Annotated in this window: 19 protein-coding genes; 4 read left to right on the forward strand and 15 right to left on the reverse strand. The window is 75.3% G+C overall.

Annotated elements, in window-relative coordinates; genetic code table 11:
• Positions 1-195 precede the first annotated feature (195 nt).
• Complete coding sequence (locus O2W15_RS11875; RefSeq protein WP_269164249.1) at positions 196-1,194, forward strand: LacI family DNA-binding transcriptional regulator; 999 nt, start codon at positions 196-198, stop codon at positions 1,192-1,194.
• 98 nt (positions 1,195-1,292) lie between these two features.
• Positions 1,293-3,674: a glycoside hydrolase family 3 N-terminal domain-containing protein gene (locus tag O2W15_RS11880; protein WP_269179572.1), complete on the forward strand. Its 2,382-nt coding sequence runs from the start codon at positions 1,293-1,295 to the stop codon at positions 3,672-3,674.
• Between the two features lie 118 nt (positions 3,675-3,792).
• On the opposite strand, the gene O2W15_RS11885 is transcribed toward O2W15_RS11880, so the two are convergent.
• The 7 genes from O2W15_RS11885 to ald form a co-directional block, all read right to left on the reverse strand.
• On the reverse strand, positions 3,793-4,635 hold the full coding sequence (locus tag O2W15_RS11885) for a pseudouridine synthase (RefSeq protein ID WP_269164247.1): 843 nt from the start codon (positions 4,633-4,635) through the stop codon (positions 3,793-3,795).
• A gap of 78 nt (positions 4,636-4,713) precedes the next feature.
• On the reverse strand, positions 4,714-5,679 hold the full coding sequence (scpB, locus tag O2W15_RS11890) for an SMC-Scp complex subunit ScpB (protein WP_269179573.1): 966 nt from the start codon (positions 5,677-5,679) through the stop codon (positions 4,714-4,716).
• Positions 5,676-6,500, reverse strand: coding sequence for a segregation and condensation protein A (locus tag O2W15_RS11895; RefSeq protein WP_269179574.1), 825 nt, complete (start codon positions 6,498-6,500; stop codon positions 5,676-5,678). Before O2W15_RS11895 ends, scpB begins: the two co-directional genes overlap by 4 nt.
• 101 nt (positions 6,501-6,601) lie before the next feature.
• A complete protein-coding gene (locus O2W15_RS11900; RefSeq protein WP_269164244.1) occupies positions 6,602-7,120 on the reverse strand; it encodes a hypothetical protein in 519 nt (172 codons plus the stop codon).
• The gene (locus O2W15_RS11905; protein WP_269179575.1) at positions 7,117-8,040 is read right to left on the reverse strand and encodes a ParA family protein; all 924 of its coding nucleotides are present in this window, start codon (positions 8,038-8,040) and stop codon (positions 7,117-7,119) included. The genes O2W15_RS11900 and O2W15_RS11905 overlap by 4 nt, the downstream gene beginning before the upstream one ends.
• 281 nt (positions 8,041-8,321) lie before the next feature.
• A complete protein-coding gene (xerD, locus tag O2W15_RS11910) occupies positions 8,322-9,293 on the reverse strand; it encodes a site-specific tyrosine recombinase XerD (protein WP_269164242.1) in 972 nt (323 codons plus the stop codon).
• On the reverse strand, positions 9,272-10,387 hold the full coding sequence (gene ald / locus O2W15_RS11915; RefSeq protein ID WP_269179576.1) for an alanine dehydrogenase: 1,116 nt from the start codon (positions 10,385-10,387) through the stop codon (positions 9,272-9,274). Before ald ends, xerD begins: the two co-directional genes overlap by 22 nt.
• A 118-nt stretch (positions 10,388-10,505) precedes the next feature.
• On the opposite strand from ald, the gene O2W15_RS11920 reads away from it, so the two are divergent.
• Complete coding sequence (locus O2W15_RS11920) at positions 10,506-10,958, forward strand: aldo/keto reductase (RefSeq protein ID WP_269179606.1); 453 nt, start codon at positions 10,506-10,508, stop codon at positions 10,956-10,958.
• A gap of 13 nt (positions 10,959-10,971) precedes the next feature.
• Here O2W15_RS11920 and O2W15_RS11925 read toward each other — a convergent pair whose 3' ends face one another.
• Both O2W15_RS11925 and O2W15_RS11930 read right to left on the reverse strand, forming a co-directional pair.
• On the reverse strand, positions 10,972-11,511 hold the full coding sequence (locus O2W15_RS11925) for a dihydrofolate reductase family protein (protein ID WP_269179577.1): 540 nt from the start codon (positions 11,509-11,511) through the stop codon (positions 10,972-10,974).
• The gene (locus O2W15_RS11930; RefSeq protein WP_269179578.1) at positions 11,508-12,440 is read right to left on the reverse strand and encodes a helix-turn-helix domain-containing protein; all 933 of its coding nucleotides are present in this window, start codon (positions 12,438-12,440) and stop codon (positions 11,508-11,510) included. Before O2W15_RS11930 ends, O2W15_RS11925 begins: the two co-directional genes overlap by 4 nt.
• 123 nt (positions 12,441-12,563) lie before the next feature.
• Here O2W15_RS11930 and O2W15_RS11935 point away from each other — a divergent pair, with 123 nt between their 5' ends.
• Positions 12,564-13,214 (forward strand): hypothetical protein, encoded by a 651-nt coding sequence (locus O2W15_RS11935; RefSeq protein WP_269179579.1) that lies wholly within the window; start codon positions 12,564-12,566, stop codon positions 13,212-13,214.
• Here the strand turns inward: O2W15_RS11935 and O2W15_RS11940 are convergent.
• The 6 genes from O2W15_RS11940 to murJ are packed head-to-tail and all read right to left on the reverse strand — an operon-like array spanning position 13,207 to position 21,152.
• Positions 13,207-13,620 carry a GlcG/HbpS family heme-binding protein gene (locus tag O2W15_RS11940; protein ID WP_269179580.1) on the reverse strand — a complete coding sequence of 138 codons (414 nt, stop codon included), beginning with the start codon at positions 13,618-13,620 and terminating at the stop codon, positions 13,207-13,209. The two genes, O2W15_RS11935 and O2W15_RS11940, sit on opposite strands and share 8 nt — an antisense overlap.
• A 49-nt stretch (positions 13,621-13,669) precedes the next feature.
• Positions 13,670-14,254: an NUDIX domain-containing protein gene (locus O2W15_RS11945; RefSeq protein ID WP_269179581.1), complete on the reverse strand. Its 585-nt coding sequence runs from the start codon at positions 14,252-14,254 to the stop codon at positions 13,670-13,672.
• Positions 14,254-15,975, reverse strand: coding sequence for a CTP synthase (locus O2W15_RS11950; RefSeq protein WP_269179582.1), 1,722 nt, complete (start codon positions 15,973-15,975; stop codon positions 14,254-14,256). Before O2W15_RS11950 ends, O2W15_RS11945 begins: the two co-directional genes overlap by 1 nt.
• A complete protein-coding gene (locus O2W15_RS11955; protein ID WP_269179583.1) occupies positions 15,950-18,379 on the reverse strand; it encodes a hypothetical protein in 2,430 nt (809 codons plus the stop codon). Before O2W15_RS11955 ends, O2W15_RS11950 begins: the two co-directional genes overlap by 26 nt.
• Entirely contained in the window at positions 18,379-19,527 is a 1,149-nt protein-coding gene (locus O2W15_RS11960) for a glycosyltransferase family 4 protein (RefSeq protein WP_269179584.1), read from the reverse strand. Before O2W15_RS11960 ends, O2W15_RS11955 begins: the two co-directional genes overlap by 1 nt.
• Positions 19,524-21,152 (reverse strand): murein biosynthesis integral membrane protein MurJ, encoded by a 1,629-nt coding sequence (gene murJ / locus O2W15_RS11965; RefSeq protein ID WP_269179585.1) that lies wholly within the window; start codon positions 21,150-21,152, stop codon positions 19,524-19,526. The genes O2W15_RS11960 and murJ overlap by 4 nt, the downstream gene beginning before the upstream one ends.
• Between the last annotated feature and the right edge of the window lie 33 nt (positions 21,153-21,185).

The following is a 21,185-nucleotide window of genomic DNA, read 5'->3' on the forward strand; positions in this document are numbered from 1 at the left end:
GCCCGGCAGGCTGTTGCCGCACCGTTACCTCAGCTGCACGGGGCGACCGGGCCACCCGCTCGGTGACTATGCATTGACCGAAACTTTCGATAACGTCCCGGGCACGCCGACAGCGACGCCGGTCGGACCGCTCCCCTGGTGGACGGGCGCCTCCGGGGTCGCACCGGCATCCAACGAGGACCGGGAGGGCCGCGAGTGCCACCGCAACAGCTGGGCCGACCGACGCTGGCGAGCATCGCCGCGGCGGCCGGCGTCTCCCTCCCCACCGTCTCCAAGGTGGTCAACGGCAAGACCGACGTGGCCCCGGCCACCCGGGCGCACGTCCAGCAGTTGCTCGAGGAGCACAAGTACGTGCCGGTGGCCCGCAAGGCACCCGAGGACCTCCTGGTCGACGTCGTCTTCACCGCGCTGGACAGCCCCTGGGCCGTGGAGATCCTGCGTGGGGTCACCGAGAGCGGCCTGGACGTCGTGGTCTCCTCCCAGTCGCGCTCCTCGGACACCGACTGGGTCGGTGCGCTCATCGCCGGCGGCCGGCGGGGCGCCCTCGTCGTCACCTCCCGGCTCACCGCCGCCGACCAGCGCCGGCTGGGCCGCTCGCGGCTCCCGGTGGTCGTCATCGACCCGGTCGACATGCCGGGGCAGGACGTCCCCAGCGTCGGCGCGACCAACTGGGCCGGCGGCCTGGCCGCCACCGAGCACCTGGTCGGGCTGGGGCACCGGCGGATCGCCGTGATCGGCGGCCCGCAGGACTACCTGTGCAGCCGGGCGCGGATCGACGGCTACCGGGCCGCGCTGGAGCGGGCCGGCATCGCCGTCGACCCGGAGCTGGTCCGGCACGGCACCTTCCGCCACCAGGGCGGCTACGACCAGACCCGCGCGCTGCTCGCACTGCCGGAACCGCCGACCGCGGTCTTCGCCGGCAGCGACGAGCAGGCCTTCGGGGTGATGGAGGCCGCCCGCCAGGCCGGGCTCTCGGTGCCCGGCGACCTGAGCGTGGTCGGCTTCGACGACCTGCCGATGGCCCGCTGGTCGTCCCCGCCACTGACCACCGTCTGCCAGCCGCTGGCCGACATGGGGCGGCTGGCCGGTCGCATGCTGCACGAGCTGATCGACGGCGGGGAGCTGTCCAGCCAGCGCGTGGAGCTGGCCACCCACCTGGTCACCCGCGCGTCCACCGCCGCCCCCCGTCGCTGACCGCGGCCACTGCCCCCGCGCCGGGCCCCGCCCCGGCCCCCCACCGCTGGACCACCGCGCCGCCGCCGGCGTGCCGAACCGACCCAGGAGCCCGCACCGTGATCGAGCCCCAGTCCCTGCCCGTCCCCGACCTGGAGACGCCCAGCCTCGCGCCGTGGCAGGACCCCTCCCGCCCGCTGCCGGCCCGGGTCCGTGCCCTGATGGAGGAGATGACCCTCGAGGAGAAGGTCGCCCAGCTCTACGGCGTCTGGACGGCGATCTCCGAAGGCGAGGAGGTGGCGCCGAACCAGCACGAGTTCTCCGAGCCGCTCCCGCCCTGGGAGGAGCTCACCCGGCCCGGGCTCGGTCAGCTGACCCGGGTGTTCGGCACCGGTCCCGTCGAACCGGCGACCGGCGCCAAGGTGCTCGCCCAGACCCAGCGCGGCATCGTCGACGGCTCCCGGCTGGGCATCCCGGCGATCGCCCACGAGGAGTGCCTGACCGGCTTCACCGCCTGGGGGGCCACGGTCTTCCCGACCCCGCTGGCCTGGGGCGCCTCCTTCGACGCCGCCACGGTGGAGGCCATGTCGGCCGGGATCGGCGACCTCATGCGCTCCGTCGGTGTCCACCAGGGCCTCTCCCCCGTCCTGGACGTGAGCTTCGACCACCGCTGGGGGCGCACCGAGGAGACCATCGGCGAGGACCCGTACCTGGTCGCCGTCCTCGGCTCGGCCTACACCCGCGGGCTGGAGAGCACGGGCATCGTCGCCACGCTCAAGCACTTCGCGGGCTACTCGGCCTCCGGCGCCGGCCGCAACCACGCGCCGGTGACGATGGGCCCGCGGGAGTTCGCCGACGTCGTCCTCCCGCCGTTCGAGACGGCGCTGCGCGAGGGGGGTGCCCGCTCGGTGATGAACTCCTACGCCGCGGTCGACGGCGTGCCCGCCGGTGCGGACCCCGCCCTGCTCACCGACCTGCTGCGCGACCAGCTCGGCTTCGACGGCGTCGTCGTCGCCGACTACTTCGCCGTGTCCATGCTGGAGACCACCCAGGGCGTCGCCGGCTCCCCGGCCGAGGCCGCGGCGCTGGCGCTCACCGCCGGCATCGACGTGGAGCTGCCCACGGTCCGCTGCTACGGCGAGCCGCTGCTGGACCTCGTGCGCACCGGCGCGCTGTCGATGGAGGTCATCGACCGGGCGCTGGAGCGGGTGCTGCTGCAGAAGGGCCAGCTGGGCCTCCTGGACGCCGGCTGGGACCCCGAGCCGACGGCGCTGCGGGACGGCGGCGAGATCGACTTCGACCCGCCGCACATGCGCGCCCTCGCCCGCACGCTGGCCGAGCGCTCGGTGGTGCTGCTGGCCGACCGGGCCCAGGTGCTGCCGTTGCAGAGCCCGGCGTCGGTCGCCGTGGTCGGCCCGTGCGCCGACGACGTGCTGGCGTTGATGGGCTGCTACGCGTTCCCCAACCACGTCGGGGTCGCCCACCCGGACATGCCGCTGGGCATCGACCTGCCGACCCTGCTGGACCAGGTGCGGGCCGAGTTCCCCACCGCCGAGGTGACCTCCGCGCTGGGCTGCCCGGTCCAGGAGCCCGACACCAGCGGCATCGCCGAGGCGGTCCGGGCGGCCGAGGGCGCCGACGTCTGTCTCGCGGTGCTCGGGGACCGGGCCGGCCTGTTCGGCCGGGGCACCTCCGGTGAGGGCTGCGACGCCGACGACCTGCGGCTGCCCGGCTCCCAGGCCCAGCTGCTGGAGGCACTGCTCGACACCGGGAAGCCGGTCGTGGTGGTGCTGCTGACCGGGCGCCCGTACGCACTCGGCGACGTCGTCGACCGGGCCGCCGCGATCGTGCAGGCGTTCTTCCCCGGGGAGGAGGGCGCCGGTGCGGTCGCCGGCGTGCTCAGCGGGCGGGTCAACCCCTCCGGCCGGCTGCCGGTCCAGGTGGCGCGCACCCCGGGCGGGTCACCGGCGACCTACCTGCACGCCGCGCTGGGGGCGAAGAGCGGCATCAGCGCCGCGGACCCGACGCCGTGCTTCCCCTTCGGGCACGGGCTGTCCTACACCAGCTTCGACTGGTCGCAGCTGGAGGTGGACGGCGCCGAGCCCGGCGAGGCGCCCGGCGCCTGGCCGACCGACGGCGAGGTGACCGTCTCCTGCACGGTGCGCAACACCGGCGAGCGGGCCGGCGCGGACGTCGTCCAGCTGTACCTGCACGACCCGGTGGCCTCGGTGACCCGCCCGGTGCGCCAGCTGGTCGGCTTCGCCCGGGTGGAGCTGGCGGCCGGTGCCGCTGCGCGGGTCACCTTCACCGTGCACGCCGACCGGGCGTCCTTCACCGGCCGCGACCTGCGCCGGGTCGTGGAGAACGGGGACGTCGTCCTGCAGCTGGGCGCCTCGAGCGAGGACCTGCGCCTGGCGGCCCGGCTGCAGCTCACCGGGCCCGACCGGGTCGTCGGCGCCGACCGGGTGCTGACCACCCCGGTGAAGATCACCCAGCTGTAGCCGCCGGCACGACAGCGGCCGCCGACCCGAGTGGGTCGGCGGCCGCAGTCGCGTGGTCGGCCCTCCTGCAGGGGCCCGCCGCGAGCCTGCGAGCGGTGGGGGGCAGGAGGGCCCTTCGTCAGAGACCGACGAGCTCGTGCAGGGCGCCGACCTCGGTGCGGGTGAGCTTGCGGATCGTGCCGCTGCGCATCCGGGCCAGCTCGATCGGGCCGATGGCGGTACGGGTCAGCCGGTTGACCGGCAGCCCGACCTCGTCGAGCAGCCGGCGCACGACGTGCTTGCGGCCCTCGTGCAGCACGACCTCCACGACCGACTGCCCGGCGTGGGTGTCCACGACCTGGAACGAGTCGACGACGACGGGGCCGTCCTCCAGCTCCACGCCCTTGCGCAGCCGGCGGGTCACGTCCCGGGACACCGAGCCGCTGACCTGCGCGAGGTAGGTCTTCTTCACCTCGTAGGAGGGGTGCGCCAGCCGGTGGGCCAGCTCGCCGTCGGTGGTGAGCAGCAGCAGGCCCTCGGTGTCCTGGTCCAGCCGCCCGACGTGCACCAGCCCGGTGGCCAGGTCGCCCATCATGTCGCCGACGGTGGGCCGCCCGCGGTCGTCGCTCATCGAGGTGATGACGCCGAAGGGCTTGTTCATCGCGTAGGTGACCTTGTCGTTGCGGATGTCGATCCGCCGGCCGTCGACGGCGATGACGACGGAGTCCGGGTCGACCCGCTTGCCCTGGACCCGGACGACCTGGCCGTCCACCGAGATCCGACCCTGGTCGATCATGTCCTCGCACACCCGGCGCGAGCCGACCCCGGCCCGGGCCAGGACCTTCTGCAGCCGCTCGCCCTGGGCGTCGTCGTCGGGCTCGGTCGGCCCCGCGTCCCGGGGGTGCGCCGGGGCGAGCTCCATGTCCTCGGACCAGCCCTCGCCGCCGGAGGTGGTGGGCGTGTCGTCTGCAGTCGTGTCCATCTCCACCAGTCTCCCACCTGGCCAGTGCCCGCATGACCACAAGTCCCGGCACCGGTTCCTGGCAGGGCGTCGGGGTGCTCAGGCGTCGGGGTGCTCGTCCACCATCGCGCCGGTGTCCGGCAGCAGCGGGGCGAGCTCCGGCAGCTCGTCCAGCCCGGTCAGCCCCAGGCGCTCGAGGAACAGCGGCGTCGTCACGTACAGGCCGCCGCCGGAGTCCGGGTCGGAACCGGCTTCCCGGATGAGCCCGCGGGAGACCAGCGTGCGGACGACGGCGTCCACCCCCACCCCGCGGATCGCCGACACCCGGGCCCGGGTCACCGGCTGCCGGTAGGCGATGACGGCGAGGGTCTCCAGCGCCGCCTGGGTGAGCCGGCTGCGCTGGCCCTCCAGCAGGTGCCGCTCCACGACCGGGGCGTGCTCGTCCCGGGTGTAGAGCCGCCAGCCCTCCCCCACCCGGCGCAGCGTGACACCGGCCCGCCGGCCGTCGTAGTCGGCGGCGAGCGCGGTCAGCTCCGCCCGCACCCGGGCAACCGGGCAGCGCACCGCCGCGGCCAGGGACCCCTCGTCGATCGGGGAGTCGACGACGAACAGCAGCGCCTCCAGCCCGCCGCGCAGCGCAGCCGCGTCCAGCTCCCCGTCCACCGTCGCGTCGACGGCGGGGGCCACGGCCTCCTCGACCGGGGCCTCCGGCTCCGGGACCACCTCCAGCTCGACCGGGGGCGCTGCCGGTGCCCGGCCCAGTGGAGCCGGGTCGGGATCGGCGTCAGGGTCGGCGACGGGGCCGGCGACGTCGGTGTCCGGCGGACCGGTCGGGGTGCCGAGGTCGGCGGCCAGCTGGGCGGCCACCTGCCCCCACCCGGCGGCCAGTGCCTCCTCGTCGTGCTCCTCGAGGGTCGCGGCGAGCTCGGCGGCGACGGCGTCCCAGGAGAACGGCGCCGGCGGCGCCTGCTCCGTGGCCGCTGCCTCGTCCGGCTGGGCCTCGTCCGGCGGGACCTCGTCCGGCGGGACCTCCTCCGGCTGGACCTCCTCCGGCTGGTCGCTCATCCGTACTCCTCCAGGTGTTCGGCGGTGTCCGCGTCGATCTCGTCCGGCAGCCGGCCGCCCACCAGCTCCGGCCCGGTCCAGCGCACGTGCAGCTCCCCCAGCGGCGCGACCTGGTCGAAGGTCACCAGCTGCTGGCGGTACAGCTCCAGCAGCGCCAGGAACCGGGCGACGACCTCCAGGGTGTGCGCGCAGTCGCTGCTCAGCGCCCGGAACGTCGCCGTCCCCGCGGTGGCGATCCGGCTGCGGACCAGCAGCAGCTGCTCGGTGACGCTGACCGCGGGGGCGTGCAGGTGCGAGACGCTCACGGTCGGTGGCGGCTTGGGCACCAGCGCCTCGTGCGCGATGGCGGCGAACTGCTCGGGCGTCACCCCCAGCAGCACTTCGGGCAGCAGGTCGGCGAAGCGCTGCTCCAGGTCGGCGTTGCGGGGGAAGCGGCGGGCCGCCTCGGCCTCCCGGCCGCGGAGGAACTCCGCCGCCCGCTTGTAGGCCCGGTACTGCAGCAGCCGGGCGAACAGCAGGTCCCGGGCCTCCAGGACGGCGAGGTCGTCCTCGTCCTCCACGTCGGCGGCCGGCAGCAGCCGGGCGGCCTTGAGGTCGAGCAGGGTGGCGGCGACGACGAGGAACTCACTGGCCTGGTCGAGGTCGAGTTCGTCGCCGAGGGCCCGCAGGTGGGCGATGAACTCGTCGCTGACGGTGGACAGCGCGATCTCGGTGACGTCGAGCTTGTGCTTGCCGATCAGCTGGAGCAGCAGGTCGAACGGGCCCTCGAAGTTGGTCAGCCGGACGGTGAACCGCCCGTCGCCGACCTCCCCCGTCGTCACCCGGCCAGCCTACGGCCGCGTCCGGGCGTTGATCATCGGCGATCGGCTGCCCGACACGCCGGGCGGGGCAGCCACTCGCCGATGATCGACGGCACCGTCCGTCAGTGCTTGCGGAGGCGGCGGACGAGGACGGAGTTCTCGCCGTGCACCTCGAGGTCGTCCAGCAGGACGGCGATCGCCTCCCGGACGATGCGGCCACGGTCGGTGGCCACGCCGTGCTGGCCGCGCAGGGTCAGTCGAGCGGTCTCCAGCGCGAGCAGCTCGTCGGCCGAGCAGTAGACGGTGATCTTCTCCTCGTGCCGGGTGCGCCCCTTCTCGACGCGCGCCCGGGTCTGCTGCGGCCGGAGCGGCGCGGCCGCCGGCATCGTGGCGCGGTGCGAGGCCAGCTCGTCGACCACGATGCGGGGCGCGCCGCCGGCCACGTCGGGCACCAGCGCCAGCGGTGCGGGCTCGGCGGGGTGGCCGTCGTCGCCCCGCGAGCCGTTGGAGCGCAGTGCGGGCGAGGACTGGGTGGCGGCGAGGGTCGTCAGCTCGGTGACCGGCGCCGGCTGCGCCGCCGCCGACGTGTCGGTCATCCGGAACAGCTCGGAGGCACCGGGGAGCACGGGCCTGCGCGTCACAGGGCCAGCACCTCCTTGGCGAGGTCGCGGTACGCCGCAGCGCCGGACGACGTGGGGGCCCACTGGGTGATCGGCTGACCGGCGACGGTGGTCTCCGGGAAGCGGACCGTGCGGGAGATGACGGTCTTGAAGACGGTGTCGCCGAAGGCCTCGACGACCCGGCTGAAGACCTCCCGGCAGTGCACGGTCCGGGTGTCGTACATGGTGGCGAGGATCCCGGAGATCTCCAGGGACGGGTTGAGCCGCTCCTTGACCTTGTCGATCGTGTCGACGAGCAGGGCCACACCGCGGAGGGAGAAGAACTCGCACTCCAGCGGGATGATCACCCCCTGCGCGGCGGTGAGCGCGTTGACCGTCAGCAGCCCGAGGGAGGGCTGGCAGTCGATGAGCACGTAGTCGTAGTCCTGCCGCACCCCGGCGAGCACCCGCATCAGGGTCTGCTCGCGGGCGACCTCGCTGACCAGCTGCACCTCGGCGGCGGACAGGTCGATGTTGCTGGGCACCAGGTCCAGCCCGGGGATGCCGGTGGCGACGCGGACGTCGGCCAGCGTGGTCGCCGGCTCCATCAGCGCGTTGTAGATGGTGCGGTCCAGCCCCTGGGCCGGGACGCCGAGCCCCACGGACAGGGCGCCCTGCGGGTCCAGGTCGACCAGCAGCACCCGCCGGCCCTGCTCGACCAGCGCGGCACCGAGGTTGATGGTCGACGTCGTCTTGCCCACGCCGCCCTTCTGGTTGCACATCGCGATGATCTGCGCCGGCCCGTGGGAGGTGATCGGCTTGGGGTCGGGCAGCTTCCGCTGCCGGGCCTTGGCAGGGTCGACGCGGCTCGTCGGGATGCCCATCTCGGCGTCGCCCGCCGGGGCCCCTCCGCGCGGGAGCGCGACGGCGGAGGCCGCCGCCTCGGCTCGTCTCGACGACATCGCTTCTGCCTCTTCCCTGGACTGTTCGGACCGCGGCTCCCGGTCGGGGCACGGCGGGGAACGCGCACTGCCGGCAGGGGGAAGTCGCCGGTCCGTTCTCCCACCCCTCTTCTCGGCAGGCCCGTCGCCGACCGTGACCACCCAGGGCAACTTGTCGACAAGTGGTCGCCGAGCCGCCCTCACCGGGCCGCGGCCTGCCGGCGAGATCGGGCTGAGGGCTGCCTCCGCGGGCACGAGACAGCCCTCGGCCCGATCTCGCCGCCGCAGCGACGGGGGTGGGGTCAGCGCAGCGCGCGGGGGTGGCTGGTGGCGTAGACCTCGCGCAGCCGCTCGACGGTGACCAGCGTGTAGACCTGCGTCGTCGTCACCGATGCGTGCCCGAGGAGCTCCTGCACGACCCGGACGTCGGCGCCGCCGTCGAGCAGGTGGGTGGCGAAGGAGTGCCGCAGCGTGTGCGGGGAGAGTTCCGCGGAGATCCCGGCCCGCTCGGCGGCGTCCCGCAGGATCGACCAGGCGCTCTGCCGGGACAGCGGCCCGCCGCGGGCGTTGAGGAACAGCGCTCCCCCGCGGACGCCGGACCGGCCCTTCTCCGCCAGCGCCGGGCGGGCCCGCACCAGGTAGTCCTGCACCGCCGTGACCGCGTAGCTGCCGACCGGGACGACGCGCTCCTTGCCGCCCTTGCCGGCCAGTCGCACCGCCGCGGACGACAGGTCGAGGTCGTCGACGGCCAGCCCGACCGCCTCGGAGATCCGGGCGCCGGTGCCGTAGAGCAGCTCCAGCAGCGCCCGGTCGCGCAGCCCCCGGGGCCCCTCGACCGACGCCGCCGCGCTCAGCAGCGCCTCGACGTCGGTCACCGGGATCGCCTTGGGCAGCCGCCGGGCCGGGGCGGGTGGGCGCACCTCCGCGGCGACGTCGTCGCTGACCAGCCCGTCGAGCAGGGCGAACCGGTGCAGCCCACGGACGGCGACCACCGCCCGCGCCGCCGAGGTCGCCGACAGCGGCGGGTGGTCGTCGTCGCCGGTGCGGAGGGCGACCAGGAACGCGGTGACGTCGGACTCCCCCACCTCGCCCAGCCCGCGCACCCCGCCGGCTGCGAGGAACTCCGCGTACCGGCGCAGGTCGCGGCGGTAGGACGCGATGGTGTTGGGGGCCAGCCCGCGCTCGACGGTCAGGTGGTCGAGGTAGCCGGTGACCGTGCGCTCGACGGCGGGGCCCGCACTCGTGGCGACCGTCAGGACAGCACCTCCTGCCACGGGACGCTGGGCAGGCCGTGCGCCTCGGCCACCCCGGCGTGCACCAGCTGCCCGCCGGCGACGTTCGCCCCCCGGGCCAGCACCGGGTCGGCGGCCAGCGCGGCCGCCGTCCCGGAGTTCGCCAGGGCCAGCACGTACGGCAGCGTGACGTTGGTCAGCGCGTAGGTGGAGGTGTTCGGCACCGCGCCGGGCATGTTGGCCACGCAGTAGAAGACCGAGTTGTGGACGGCGAAGGTCGGGTCGTCGTGCGTGGTCGGCCGGGAGTCGGCGAAGCAGCCGCCCTGGTCGACGGCGATGTCGACCAGCACCGAGCCGGGCTTCATCCGGGAGACCAGCTCGTTGCTGACCAGGGTGGGCGCCTTGGCGCCGGGCACCAGGACGGCGCCGATCACCAGGTCGGCCTCCAGCACCGCCCGCTCGACCTCCAGGGCGTTCGAGGCGACGGTCTGCAGGTGCCCGCGGTACAGCCGGTCGGCGGCACGCAGCTTCTCCAGGTCCCGGTCGAGCACGGTGACCTGGGCCTGCATGCCGAGCGCGATCGTGGCCGCGTTCATCCCGGACACCCCGGCGCCCAGGACGACGACCTTCGCCGCGTGCACGCCGGAGACGCCGCCGAGCAGCACGCCACGGCCACCGGAGGCCCGCTCCAGCGTGTGTGCCCCCACCTGCGGTGCCATCCGGCCGGCGACCTCGGACATCGGGGCCAGCAGCGGCAGCGCACCGCCCTCGGTCTGCACCGTCTCGTAGGCGATCGCCATGGTGCCCGCGGCCAGCAGCGCGTCGGTGCACTCCCGGGAGGCGGCCAGGTGCAGGTAGGTGAAGAGGGTCTGGTCGGCGCGCATCCGGCCGAACTCCTCGGCGATCGGCTCCTTGACCTTCAGCAGCAGGTCGGCGGCGGCCCAGACGTCGTCGGCGGTGGACAGGATCTTCGCGCCGGCGGCGGTGAAGTCGGCGTCGGGGATGGACGAGCCGACCCCGGCGTCGGCCTCGACGAGCACCTCGTGCCCGGCGGCGACCAGCTCGGTCACCCCGGACGGGGTGAGCGCGACCCGGTACTCGTGGTTCTTGACCTCTCGGACGACTCCGACCCGCATCTGCACTGACTCCCGGTCTCGGCAGCCGGCCACCGGGGTGTCGGTGGTGCCACCGCGTCTGGGCGGCCCGGTCGGGGCCCACCTCGGCCGGAGTGTAGGCACCGACGGCGCCCGCGGTGTGTCAGCGGCCACGTCCGGCCGGTCGCCGGGTCACCCGACCCGGTCGTCTTACGCCGCCCGCTGGGCGAGCACCTCGTCCAGCGCAACGGCGGAGCAGGTGGCCGAGGCCCGGTCCATCGCGCCGATCGTGTGCGTGCAGAACATGTACAACCTCGCCGCCCGCACCGACGACGAGCTGATCGACGCCCTGGCCGCCGACGGCATCGCCTACGTGCCGTTCTTCCCGCTCGGCGGCTTCACCGCGCTCCAGTCCTCGGCGCTCTCGGCCGTCGCGACCCGGCTGGACGCGACGCCGATGTCGGTGGCGCTGGCCTGGCTGCTGCAGCGGTCGCCGAACGTCCTGCTGATCCCCGGCACCTCGTCGACGGCGCACCTGCGGGAGAACGTCGCCGGCGCGGGGCTCCAGCTCTCCGCCGAGGACCTGACCGAGCTGGACGCGATCGGCCGCTGACCGGAGGAGCCGGTCAGGCGTCGGCCGGACTCCGCCGCACCCCGTACCGGACGCAGACGAACTCGCCGTTGCGTACGCACTCCCGCACCTCCAGCTCGACCCGGCGCGGCAGCAACGGCGCTCCGCTGCCCAGGGTCACCGGGGCGATGGCGACCACCACCTCGTCCAGCAGACCGCGGTCGGCGAACTGGCCGGCCAGGTCCCCGCCCCCGACGACCCAGACGTCCCTGCCGCCCGCCGCCTCGACCATCGCCGCGTGCACCCGGGCCGGGTCGTCGGCGGTGAACCGGAGGTCGGCCCCGGGCGGTGGGGTGAGGTCGCGGTGGGTGAACACCCAGGCGGGCTGCTCCGGCAGCCAGTCGGGGTCGTGCTCCCGGACCCAGAGGTAGGTGGTCGCCCCCATGGCCACGGCGCCGATCCCGGTGATGAAGCCGTCGTACCCCATCGGCCCGTCGGCGTCGTTCTCCCGGCTGAGCAGCCAGTCCAGCGAGTGGTCGACGGTGGCGATGAACCCGTCGAGGGAGGTGGCCGTGTAGTAGACGGTGCGGGTCATGCGTTCCTCCTGCTCAGCCAGTCGATCGGGTCGCCGGCGTCCACCTCGAGGCCGGCCGCGCGGAACCAGTGCCGGGCCAGCTGCCGGCGGTGCGCGGAGAAGGTGAGCACGTGGGCGACCACGCTGCCCACCACGAAGGTCTCCGGCGGCTCGCAGAGCGCGTCGACCAGCCGGTCGCCCCAGGCACCACGCCGGGACACCTGCCGCACGAAGGCCAGCCACCGGGGGGCGGCGCAATCGTGCCGGGCCAGCAGCGTGGCGGGGTCGTCGGCTCCGTGCGCCGGGGAGTCGGCGCCCTCGACCGCGGCGAGCCAGACCTCCGTGGCCCACACCAGGTGGTCCAGCACGGCGGCCAGCGACTCCTCCGGACCGTCCCAGCGCAACACCTCGAGACCGGGCGCGCGGGACCGCCGGTACTCGTCCTCGGGCAGGCCCTTCGCGAGGTCGAGCAGCGCGCGGGTGTCCTCCAGGGCGTGGTGCACCAGCAGCGCGGTGACCTCGTCGCCACCGCGGGGCCCCTGCTCGCCGGTCACCCACAGCGAGGTGGGCGGGTGGAAGTGGACGCCGTTGGGCGCGGGGAGCCAGTGACCGTCACGGGTGCGCGCGGAGCACGACTGTCCCGGGGAACGGCCGTAGGCCCGGCGGAACGCCCGGCTGAACCCCTCCACGGACTCGTACCCGGCCGCGAACGCCACCTCGGTCACGCTCGCCCCGCCGGACAGCTGCCAGGCCGCACGCTCCAGCTCCACCCGCCGGCGCAGCGCGACCGGCGACTCCCCCGCTCCCCGGGCCACCTGGCGGCTGAAGTGCCAGGGCGAGGCGAACGCGTCCCCGGCCATCTCGCCGAGCGTGTGGTTGTCCTCGTCCAGCACGGCGTCCAGCAGCTCGCGGAGCCGGTCGCGCCCGGTGGGCACCTGGTCCGACGTCATGGATCGAGTCTGTCCGCCGCCGCGGCGATCGCGCCCGACCGTTCTTGCTCGGATCGCCGTCCCGGCCGCGGTGACGCACCATCCCGGGGACCCACTGCGCCACGAACGACCCGGAGCTGCCCGATGCGCCTGTACGCCGACCGTCCTGAGCACCGCACCCGGCAGCTGGCCGCCGACCTGGGGCTGGTGGCCTGGGCGGTGCTGTGGGTGCTGGTCGCCCGGGCGGTGCACGGTGCGGTGCTGGTGCTGGCCGAGCCGGGCCTGGCGGTGGCCGACCTCGGCCGGTCGATCTCGGACTCGATGGGGACGGCGGCCGGCGTCGCCGACGGGGTGCCCGTGGTCGGCGACGAGCTCGCTGCCCCCTTCGGCGCGCTCAGCGAGGCCGGGGGCTCGGTGACCGGTGCCGGGCAGGACGCCTCGGACGCCGTGCACACCCTGGCCACCGTGCTCGCCGTCGTCCTGGTGCTGCTGCCGGTGGGCTGGCTGCTGCTGCGCTGGCTGCCCTGGCGGCTGGGCTGGCTGCGCGAGGCCCGGGCGACCGACCGGCTGCTCGACGGGGTCCCGGACCTCGAGCTGCTGGCCGCCCGGGCGATGGCCACCGCCCCGCTCCCGCAGCTGGCCCGCCTGCCGGCCGGCACCGGGGCCGGCTGGCGGGCGGGCGACCCGGCCGCGCTGCACGCGCTGGCCGGGCTGGAGCTCGAACGACTCGGTCTCCGTTCGCCCCGCCCCTCAGCCCAGCCGGGTCACGACACCGATGCTCCCGGCGTCAGCTGACGGAGTAGCCGCAGGCCGCGACGGCGGCGGCGCAGACGTCCTCGTCCTGCTGGCCGGTGCCGCCGCTGCCGCCCAGCGCGCCGAGCAGCGTGCCGTCGGAGTACACCGGCACGGCGCCGGTCTGCGGGGTGAACTTGCCGCCGGTCATCGTGGTGATCGCCGAGGCGAAGTTCGGCATCGGCTCCATCTTCGCCTTCTGGGCCGCGCTGGGGGCGCCGTAGGCGGCCGCCGTCCACGCCTTGCCCTGAGCGACGTCGGCGGAGATCCACGGTGCGCCGTCCATCCGGATGAGCGCGACGAGGTGGCCGCTGGGGTCCATCACGGCGAAGGACATCGGGACGCCGAGCTTCGTCGACTCCTCCCGCGCGGCCTGGAGCAGGGACAGGGCATGGTCATGTGTCAGCACCGGGCCACCCTCACCCGCGGGCGGGCCCGGGGGCAACCCGGGCCCGCGGTCAGACCGCGTCGAGCGGGCGGAGCTGCGGCGTGGTGGCCCGCAGCTGCGCGGCGGCCAGCACACCGATGACGGCGAGGGAGTTGCGGATCTTCCCGTCGAACACCCACTGGACGGCCTCGGCCAGCGGCACCCGCTCCACCGTCATGTCCAGCTCCTCGTGCTCGACGGTGAAGCCGTCGGGACGGGCGACGTCGCTGAGCCCCTCGGCCAGGTAGAGCACCACGAGCTCGTCGCAGAAGCCGGGCGACGGGTGCTGGGTGGTCAGCAGCGACCAGCGCTCCGCCGACAGCTGCACCTCCTCGGCCAGCTCGCGGCGGGCGGTCTCCACCGGCGGCTCCCCGTCGACGTCGCGCAGCCCGGCCGGCACCTCCCACAGGTGCTCCCCGACGGGGTGCCGATACTGGCGCAGCATCACCACCCGATCCTGGTCGTCCAGGGCGACGATGCCGACCGCGCCGGGGTGGTGCACGACCTCGCGCCCGCTCTCCCCGCCGCCGGGCATCGCCACGGTGTCCTTGCGCAGCGAGATGATCCGGCCGGCGTAGAGCTCCTCGGAGTCCAGTACCTCGTACTCGTGGGCCATTAGATCCCGACCTGCTCGCCCTCGGGCACCGGCAGCCGGGCGGCGTCCTGGTAGGCGGCGGCGGCCTGCACGAAGGCGGCGAACAGCGGGTGCGGCCGGGTGGGCCGGCTCTTCAGCTCCGGGTGCGCCTGGGTGCCGACGAAGAACGGGTGGACGTCGGCGGGCAGCTCGGCGAACTCGACCAGGGTGCCGTCGGGCGAGGTGCCGGAGAAGACCAGCCCGGCCTCGGTCAGCCGGTCGCGGTAGGCGTTGGCCACCTCGTACCGGTGCCGGTGCCGCTCGGTGACCTCGGTGGCGCCGTAGGCGGCTGCGACGACCGAGCCCTTCTGCAGCGCGGCCGGGTAGCTGCCCAGCCGCATGGTGCCGCCCATGTCGCCCCGGCCGGCCACCACGTCGAGCTGGGTGGCCATGGTGGAGATGACCGGGTCGGGGGTCTCCGGGTCGAACTCGGTGGAGTTCGCGCCCTCGATGCCGGCCAGGTCCCGGGCCACCTCGATGACCATGCACTGCAGGCCCAGGCACAGCCCCAGGGTCGGGATGCCGTTGACCCGGGCGTGCTGGATCGCGCCGAGCTTGCCCTCGATGCCGCGCACCCCGAACCCGCCGGGCACGCAGACGCCGTCCACCCCGGCCAGTGCGGCCGCCGCGCCCTCGGGGGTCGCGCAGTCGTCGGAGGGCACCCAGCGGATCTGCACCCGCGAGCGGTGGGCGAAGCCACCGGCCCGCAGCGCCTCGGTGACCGAGAGGTAGGCGTCGGGCAGGTCGATGTACTTGCCGACCAGCGCCACGGTGACGGTCTGCTTCGGGTCGTGCACCCGGTCCAGCAGGTCGCCCCACACGGTCCAGTCGACGTCCCGGAACGGCAGGCCCAGCCGGCGGACGACGTAGGCGTCCAGCCCCTCGCGGTGCAGGACCTTGGGGATGTCGTAGATCGACGGGGCGTCCGGGCAGGAGGTGACCCCGTCGGCGTCCACGTCGCACATCAGGCCGATCTTGCGCTTGATGCCCTCGGAGATCTCCCGGTCCGACCGGCAGACCAGCGCGTCGGGCTGGATGCCGATGCTGCGCAGCTGGGCGACCGAGTGCTGGGTGGGCTTGGTCTTCAGCTCACCGGAGGGGGCGATGTAGGGGATCAGCGAGATGTGCAGGAAGAAGCAGTTGTCCCGGCCGATCTCGTGCCGCACCTGTCGGGCGGCCTCCAGGAACGGCAGCGACTCGATGTCACCGACCGTGCCGCCGACCTCGGTGATGACCACGTCGACCCGCTCCGGGCCCTCTGCCACGGCCATGATGCGCGACTTGATCTCGTTGGTGATGTGCGGGATCACCTGCACCGTGTCGCCCAGGTACTCCCCGCGCCGCTCCTTGGCGATCACGTCGGAGTACACCTGGCCGGTGGTCACGTTGGCCCGGCCGGTGAGGTCGGTGTCCAGGAACCGCTCGTAGTGCCCGATGTCCAGGTCGGTCTCGGCGCCGTCCTCGGTGACGAACACCTCGCCGTGCTGGAAGGGGTTCATCGTCCCCGGGTCCACGTTGAGGTACGGGTCCAGCTTCTGCATCGTGACCCGCAGGCCACGGCTGGAGAGCAACGCCCCCAGAGAACTTGCTGTCAGTCCCTTGCCCAGTGACGACACGACGCCGCCGGTGACGAAGACGAACTTCGTCGGCTGGGAGTTGGGGAGAAGAGGTCCGCGGTCACGAGGTTCTGCCAGTCGACCCACGGACGCCCACGTTAACACGGGCTCCCGGGCCCTCCGGAGCCGCTCCCGGCGCCCGACCCGGGAGCGGCTCGGCGGCCCCGTCGCCGCCCGGTGCACTGGCGACCAGCCACACCAGCAGGGGCACCAGGAGGGTGGCGGCGGTCGCCGGGAGGGCGACGCCGCTGTCGTTGACCAGTGCGCCCAGGGTCAGGCTCAGCGCGACCGTCACGAGCCCGGCCCGCAGCACCCGCAGGTCGGCGGCGGGCAGCCCCGCGGCGGGGTGACCCGGGCGGGTGCGCAGCAGCCCGCCGGGGCGCAGCAGCCACACCGCGGCGACCAGGGCGACCAGCAGCATCCAGGCCAGCGGGCTGCCCAGCAGGATGTTGAGGTTGGCCTGGGCCTTCCGGCTCACCACGGTCCAGGCCTCGCCGTCCAGCAGCTGCCCGACGAAGCGACCCAGGTGGCTGCGCTCGTCGGCCGGGCCGAGCCAGTCGAGCACCGCGACGGAGCCGACGGCCAGCACGGCGACGGCGAGCACCGCCACCAGCCGGACCACCGTGACCCGGATGTGGCCCAGCAGCATCCCGAGCACCAGGAACCCGGGGACGGCGGCCAGCACTCCCCCGAAGTCCCGGCCCAGCGACGGTGCGCCGATCACGACCACGGTGCCCATCCCGGCTCCCAGCACCGGCAGGAGCCAGTGCCGACGACCGGGTGTGCCCGCCCGGCGGGCCACCGCCGCAGCCGCCGCGGCGGTGAGCAGCAGGGAGCTGACCGCCAGCAGCCCGAAGCTCAGGTTGCCGTACCCGGTGAACCGGCCGGCGACGATGGCGTCGTAGCCCAGCAGTCCGTCGAGCTCGAGGTGGGAGCCGGTGAGCACATCGCCCACCAGGGTCCCCAGGGTGATGACCAGGACGGCGACCGCCGGCCCCAGCCGGGTCCGCCGCCACGGCCCCAGCGCGGCGACCGCGGTCACCGCGACGGTGCAGCCGAGCACCGAGCCGGCCAGCGCCGGCCGCGGGGCCGAGCTGAGCTCCCAGGGCACCAGGTTGGCCAGGTAGGTCGACACCGGGACGGCGGCGACGGCGAGCGCGGCGACCCGCAGCGCCGCCGTCCGGCGCCGTCCCGGGGTGCGCTGCTGCAGCCAGGTCCGCACCCGCCCGCGGCCCCGGGTCCGGCCGGGGAACCACCCGGTGGCCCAGCCGCCGAGGCCGAGCAGGCCCAGCACGACCAGGGCGCCGTTGAGCGCCACCAGCAGCCAGAAGGTGGTGCCGGTGCTGCGGTAGTGCACGACGGCGCGGGTGTTGACCTGCTCCAGCTCGGCGATCGCGGTCGCCAGGTCGGGCCGGTCGCCGGCCACCCGGAACGGCTGCCCGTTCATCGAGCCAACCCGGTCCAGGCCCAGCGCCTGCAGGATCGTGGGCGCGACGTCGATCAGCTGGACGAAGGGCGCCCGGCCGGTGCTCGCGCTGGTCAGCCAGCCCGGCGCCACCCCCGGCCCGTTGGCCAGCCCCACGTGCAGCTGCGGCCGGCCGCCGTTGACCTCCGAGACCCCCTGCAGCAGGAAGAGCGTGTCCCCGGGCAGCTCGGCCACCGCGTCGCGCAGCCGGCCGACGGTCTGGTCGATGACCGCCAGCGCCGCCTCCCGGCGGGAGGGCTGGGTGCCGGTGTCGGTCTCCTCGACGGCCGGTGCGCCGGCGTCGGTGAGCTGGTCCAGCGAGACGACGGTGAGCGGGCACTCCGCCAGCAGCGCGGCGACCTCGGCCGGCTCGGTCGGCAGCCGGTCCCGGACGCTGAACTCGCCGGACTCCCCCGCCACCGCCAGCGAGCCGGCGCGGCCGACCACCGTGCTGCAGTCCACCGCCTCGCCGAGGGCGCCGGGCTCGGCACCGAACCGGGCGGTCGCCTCGTCGGCGGCCACCCGCGCGACGGTCTGCTGCGGCTCGGCGAGGCCGACGTCGGCGACCTGCTCCTCCAGCCCGCACCAGGACAGCCGGGTGTCCGCCTGCACCGCGGCCGAGCCGTCGTCGGCGCCGTTCGCGACCGCGTCGTCCTCCGCGAGCGGGACGCTCGGCACGGGCACCGGGGGGACCGGCTCCACCGGGCCCGGGTAGCGGGCCCGGTTGCCCGCCCCCAGGGTGGCCCAGCCGTCCAGCAGGCAGGTGGTGGGTCGGGCGGCCCGCACCGACAGCGCACCGATGGCCGACTCCTCGGCCAGCGCCCACAGCTCGGGGGTGCGCTCGGGGTCCAGGTCCGACCAGGTCAGCCCGGCGACGCCGACGTCCACCACCCGGGTGGCCGACCACGGTCCCTCGGCGGTGGCGGCCGCCGCCGGGCCGGTGGTGCCCGCGAGCAGTCCGCCGAGCAGGGCGAGCAGGACCAGCGAGGCCGAGAACAGGCGCAGGAGGGCGCCCGGTCCGCTCATCACCGCTCCCCGGGGGGTCCGAGCAGCTCCCGGTAGAGGTCGACCAGAGCGGCCGCGGTCGCCGCCTCGTCGGGCCAGGTGGCCGCCTGACGTGGTCCGGCGGCCCCCAGCCGGGCGATCTCGGCGGGGTCGGTGAGCACCCGGGCGACGGTCTCGGCCAGGGCCGCGGCATCGCCGACGGGCACCAGCTCGGCGGCGTCCCCGACCAGCTCGGGGATCCCGCCCACGGCCGTGGCGACCAGCGGCGTCCCGGCCCGCAGCGCCTCCTGGGCGGTCAGCGAGCGCGCCTCCCAGACCGAGGGCAGCACGCACGCGTCCGCGGCGCCGAGCAGGTCGGCGACATCCGTGCGCCGCCCGAGCAGCGTCACCGGCAGCCCTTCGGCGGCGATGCGTCGGGACAGCTCGTCGGACAGCGGACCGTCCCCGGCGATCGCCACCAGCGGTGCCGGGCGCAGCCGCGGGTCCGCCGACCACCGGCTGACGGCGTCCAGCAGCGAGTCGTACCCCTTCTGCGGGTGCAGCCGCCCGATGGCGACGACCAGTGGCCGGCGGTCGTCGACGAGCCCTAGCTCGCGCCGCACCTCGCGCCGGTCCCGCCGGGCGGGCCCCAACGGCGGCGCGGAGACCGGGGCGACCCGCACGTCCCGGGCGCCGAGCCGGCGGGCGTTGTCGGCGAGGTCCCCGGACGCGGCCAGCACCACGTCGGCGCCGCGGACGGTGGCCCGCTCGGCGCCCTGCAGCACGCGGCGGCGGAGACCGCCGCCCTCGGGGAGTGCGTTGTGCAGGGTGAGCACCAGCGGCCGACGACGCTGCCCGGCCAGGGCACGGGCCGCCGCGGCGACCAGCCCGGCCCGCAGCCCGTGGGCGTGCACCAGGTCCGCCTCTGCGGTGGCCCGGCGCAGGGCGTGGACGGCGCGCAGGTCGGCCACCGGGTCGAGCCCTGCGGAGATGCCCACCGGACGGAAGTCGGCGCCGGTGGCGGTGAAGCCGAACAGCTCCTCGGTGGCCTGCGGGCCGCAGACCCGCACGGCCGCGCCCGAGCGGGCCAGCGCGGACAGCACCGAGCGCAGGTGGGTGCCGACGCCGCCGGTGCTGGTGGCCAGCACCTCCGCGATCCGGCGTCCGGTCAGGAGAGGCTGTTCGCTCATCGGTCCCCTCCTGGTGCGTCGGCCCCCCGCAGGCCCTGCACGGCCGCGGTCAACGGCCGCCGGGAGGTCCCCATCATGACCGCCGCGGCGACGACCAGCACGACCCCACCGGCCGCCAGCCCGATGCCGATCGCGGGGAGCACGCCGTCCCCGGGCACCGGGTCGGCGCCCAGTGCCCGAGCGGTGAGCAGTCCGGCCGCACCCGCGAGTCCGCCGGCCAGCAGCGCCGGCCCACCGGTACGGGCCACGCCGGCCAGCGCGCCCGCACCGGCCTCCCGGGCCACCACGACCAGCAGCGCGATGCCGGCCACGGTGACCCCGATGCTGTGCCCGGCGCCCAGCGCGAACGCACGGTCGGCCGGGGGCAGCACGGCGGCCAGCACCAGGTCCGCGGCGACGGCCACCAGCCAGCCACCGACCACGCAGACCGTCGGCGAGCGCCAGGACCCCCGGGCGTACAGGGCCCGGGAGAGCAGCGCGACCAGCCCGTAGCCCACCAGGCCGGGGGCGAAGGCGGCGATCGTCGACTGGAGCGCGGCTGCAGCGCCAGCGTTCTCCGGGGCGGCCAGGAACACCCGGGCCATCGGGCCGGAGACCGCGACCAGGCCCGCCGCCGCCACCACACCGCTCACCACGGTGAGGACGACGGCCGGCGCCAGCGCCTGTCGGTACCCCTCCTCGTCCCCGACCGCGGCCCGTTCGGTGAGCCCCGGGTAGACCGAGGTGGCCAGCGGCACGGCGAGCGCGGCCCAGGGCAGCAGGAAGACGGTCATCCCGGCGAAGTAGGCGACCTGGGTGCCGTCGGGCGCATCGGCCGCGAGCCGGATCGCCACCAGGGCGACCAGCTGCTGGCCGGCGAGGGTGAGCACCCCGGCCAGCGCGAGCCGGCGCACCCGGGGCGCCGCCCCCACGGGGAAGCGGAGCGAGGGCCGCAGCCCCAGCCGCAACCCGCGCAGCGGCACCAGCAGGGACGCCGCGAGCGCGACGACACCCAGCGTCGTCCCCACCCCGAGCACCAGCTCGGCGGTGGTGGACAGCCCGCCCACCGTGCGGCTGCCGTCCAGGCCGGCGAACAGCAGGTAGGCGGAGGCGACCACCAGGGTGGACAGCAGCGGCGCCAGCGCGGGCCCGGCGAAGCGGCGGTGCGCCTGGAGCACTCCGGTCAGCACCACTGCGATGCCGTAGAGCACCACCTGCGGGGCGAAGACGAGCAGGAAGCGGGCGGCCAGCTCGACCTCGGCCGCGTCGTCCCCGAGCAGCGCACCGGCGATCGGCCGGGCGAAGAGGGCGAGCAGTGCGGCCAGCGGCACCAGTACCAGCAGCGCCCAGCCCAGCAGCGCGCCGGCGGTGCGGCGCACCTGCTCCCGGTCCCCGGCGGCGATCCCGCCGGCGAGCATCGGGACGACGAGGCTGGCCAGCGCGCCGCCGGCGACCACCTCGAAGACGATGTTCGGCACGTTGTTGGCCGCGACGTAGGTGTCCGCGGTGCTGTCGGCGCCGACGGCGTTGGTGAAGACGACGGTGCGCCCGAACCCGGCCAGCCGGGCCAGCAGGGTGAGCACCGAGATCAGCAGCGCCGCCCCCGCCGCGCCCTGCACGACCCGGCGGCGGGCGGTGCTCGTCATCGCCGGACCCGCCCGGGAGGACGTCGCCCGGGA

Origin of the sequence: Modestobacter sp. VKM Ac-2979 (assembly GCF_026967995.1) — a bacterium.
Lineage (GTDB): Bacteria > Actinomycetota > Actinomycetes > Mycobacteriales > Geodermatophilaceae > Modestobacter.

Bases quoted from the DNA above. Each gene is read 5' to 3' on its own strand.
- O2W15_RS11955 (WP_269179583.1), bottom strand. From the start codon at position 18,379: ATGAGCGGACCGGGCGCCCTCCTGCGCCTGTTCTCGGCCTCGCTGGTC.
- O2W15_RS11885 (WP_269164247.1), bottom strand. From the start codon at position 4,635: ATGGACACGACTGCAGACGACACGCCCACCACCTCCGGCGGCGAGGGC.
- O2W15_RS11960 (WP_269179584.1), bottom strand. From the start codon at position 19,527: ATGAGCGAACAGCCTCTCCTGACCGGACGCCGGATCGCGGAGGTGCTG.
- O2W15_RS11905 (WP_269179575.1), bottom strand. From the start codon at position 8,040: ATGTCGTCGAGACGAGCCGAGGCGGCGGCCTCCGCCGTCGCGCTCCCG.
- murJ (WP_269179585.1), bottom strand. From the start codon at position 21,152: ATGACGAGCACCGCCCGCCGCCGGGTCGTGCAGGGCGCGGCGGGGGCG.
- O2W15_RS11935 (WP_269179579.1), top strand. From the start codon at position 12,564: ATGCGCCTGTACGCCGACCGTCCTGAGCACCGCACCCGGCAGCTGGCC.
- O2W15_RS11930 (WP_269179578.1), bottom strand. From the start codon at position 12,440: ATGACGTCGGACCAGGTGCCCACCGGGCGCGACCGGCTCCGCGAGCTG.
- ald (WP_269179576.1), bottom strand. From the start codon at position 10,387: ATGCGGGTCGGAGTCGTCCGAGAGGTCAAGAACCACGAGTACCGGGTC.
- O2W15_RS11925 (WP_269179577.1), bottom strand. From the start codon at position 11,511: ATGACCCGCACCGTCTACTACACGGCCACCTCCCTCGACGGGTTCATC.
- O2W15_RS11945 (WP_269179581.1), bottom strand. From the start codon at position 14,254: ATGGCCCACGAGTACGAGGTACTGGACTCCGAGGAGCTCTACGCCGGC.
- scpB (WP_269179573.1), bottom strand. From the start codon at position 5,679: ATGAGCGACCAGCCGGAGGAGGTCCAGCCGGAGGAGGTCCCGCCGGAC.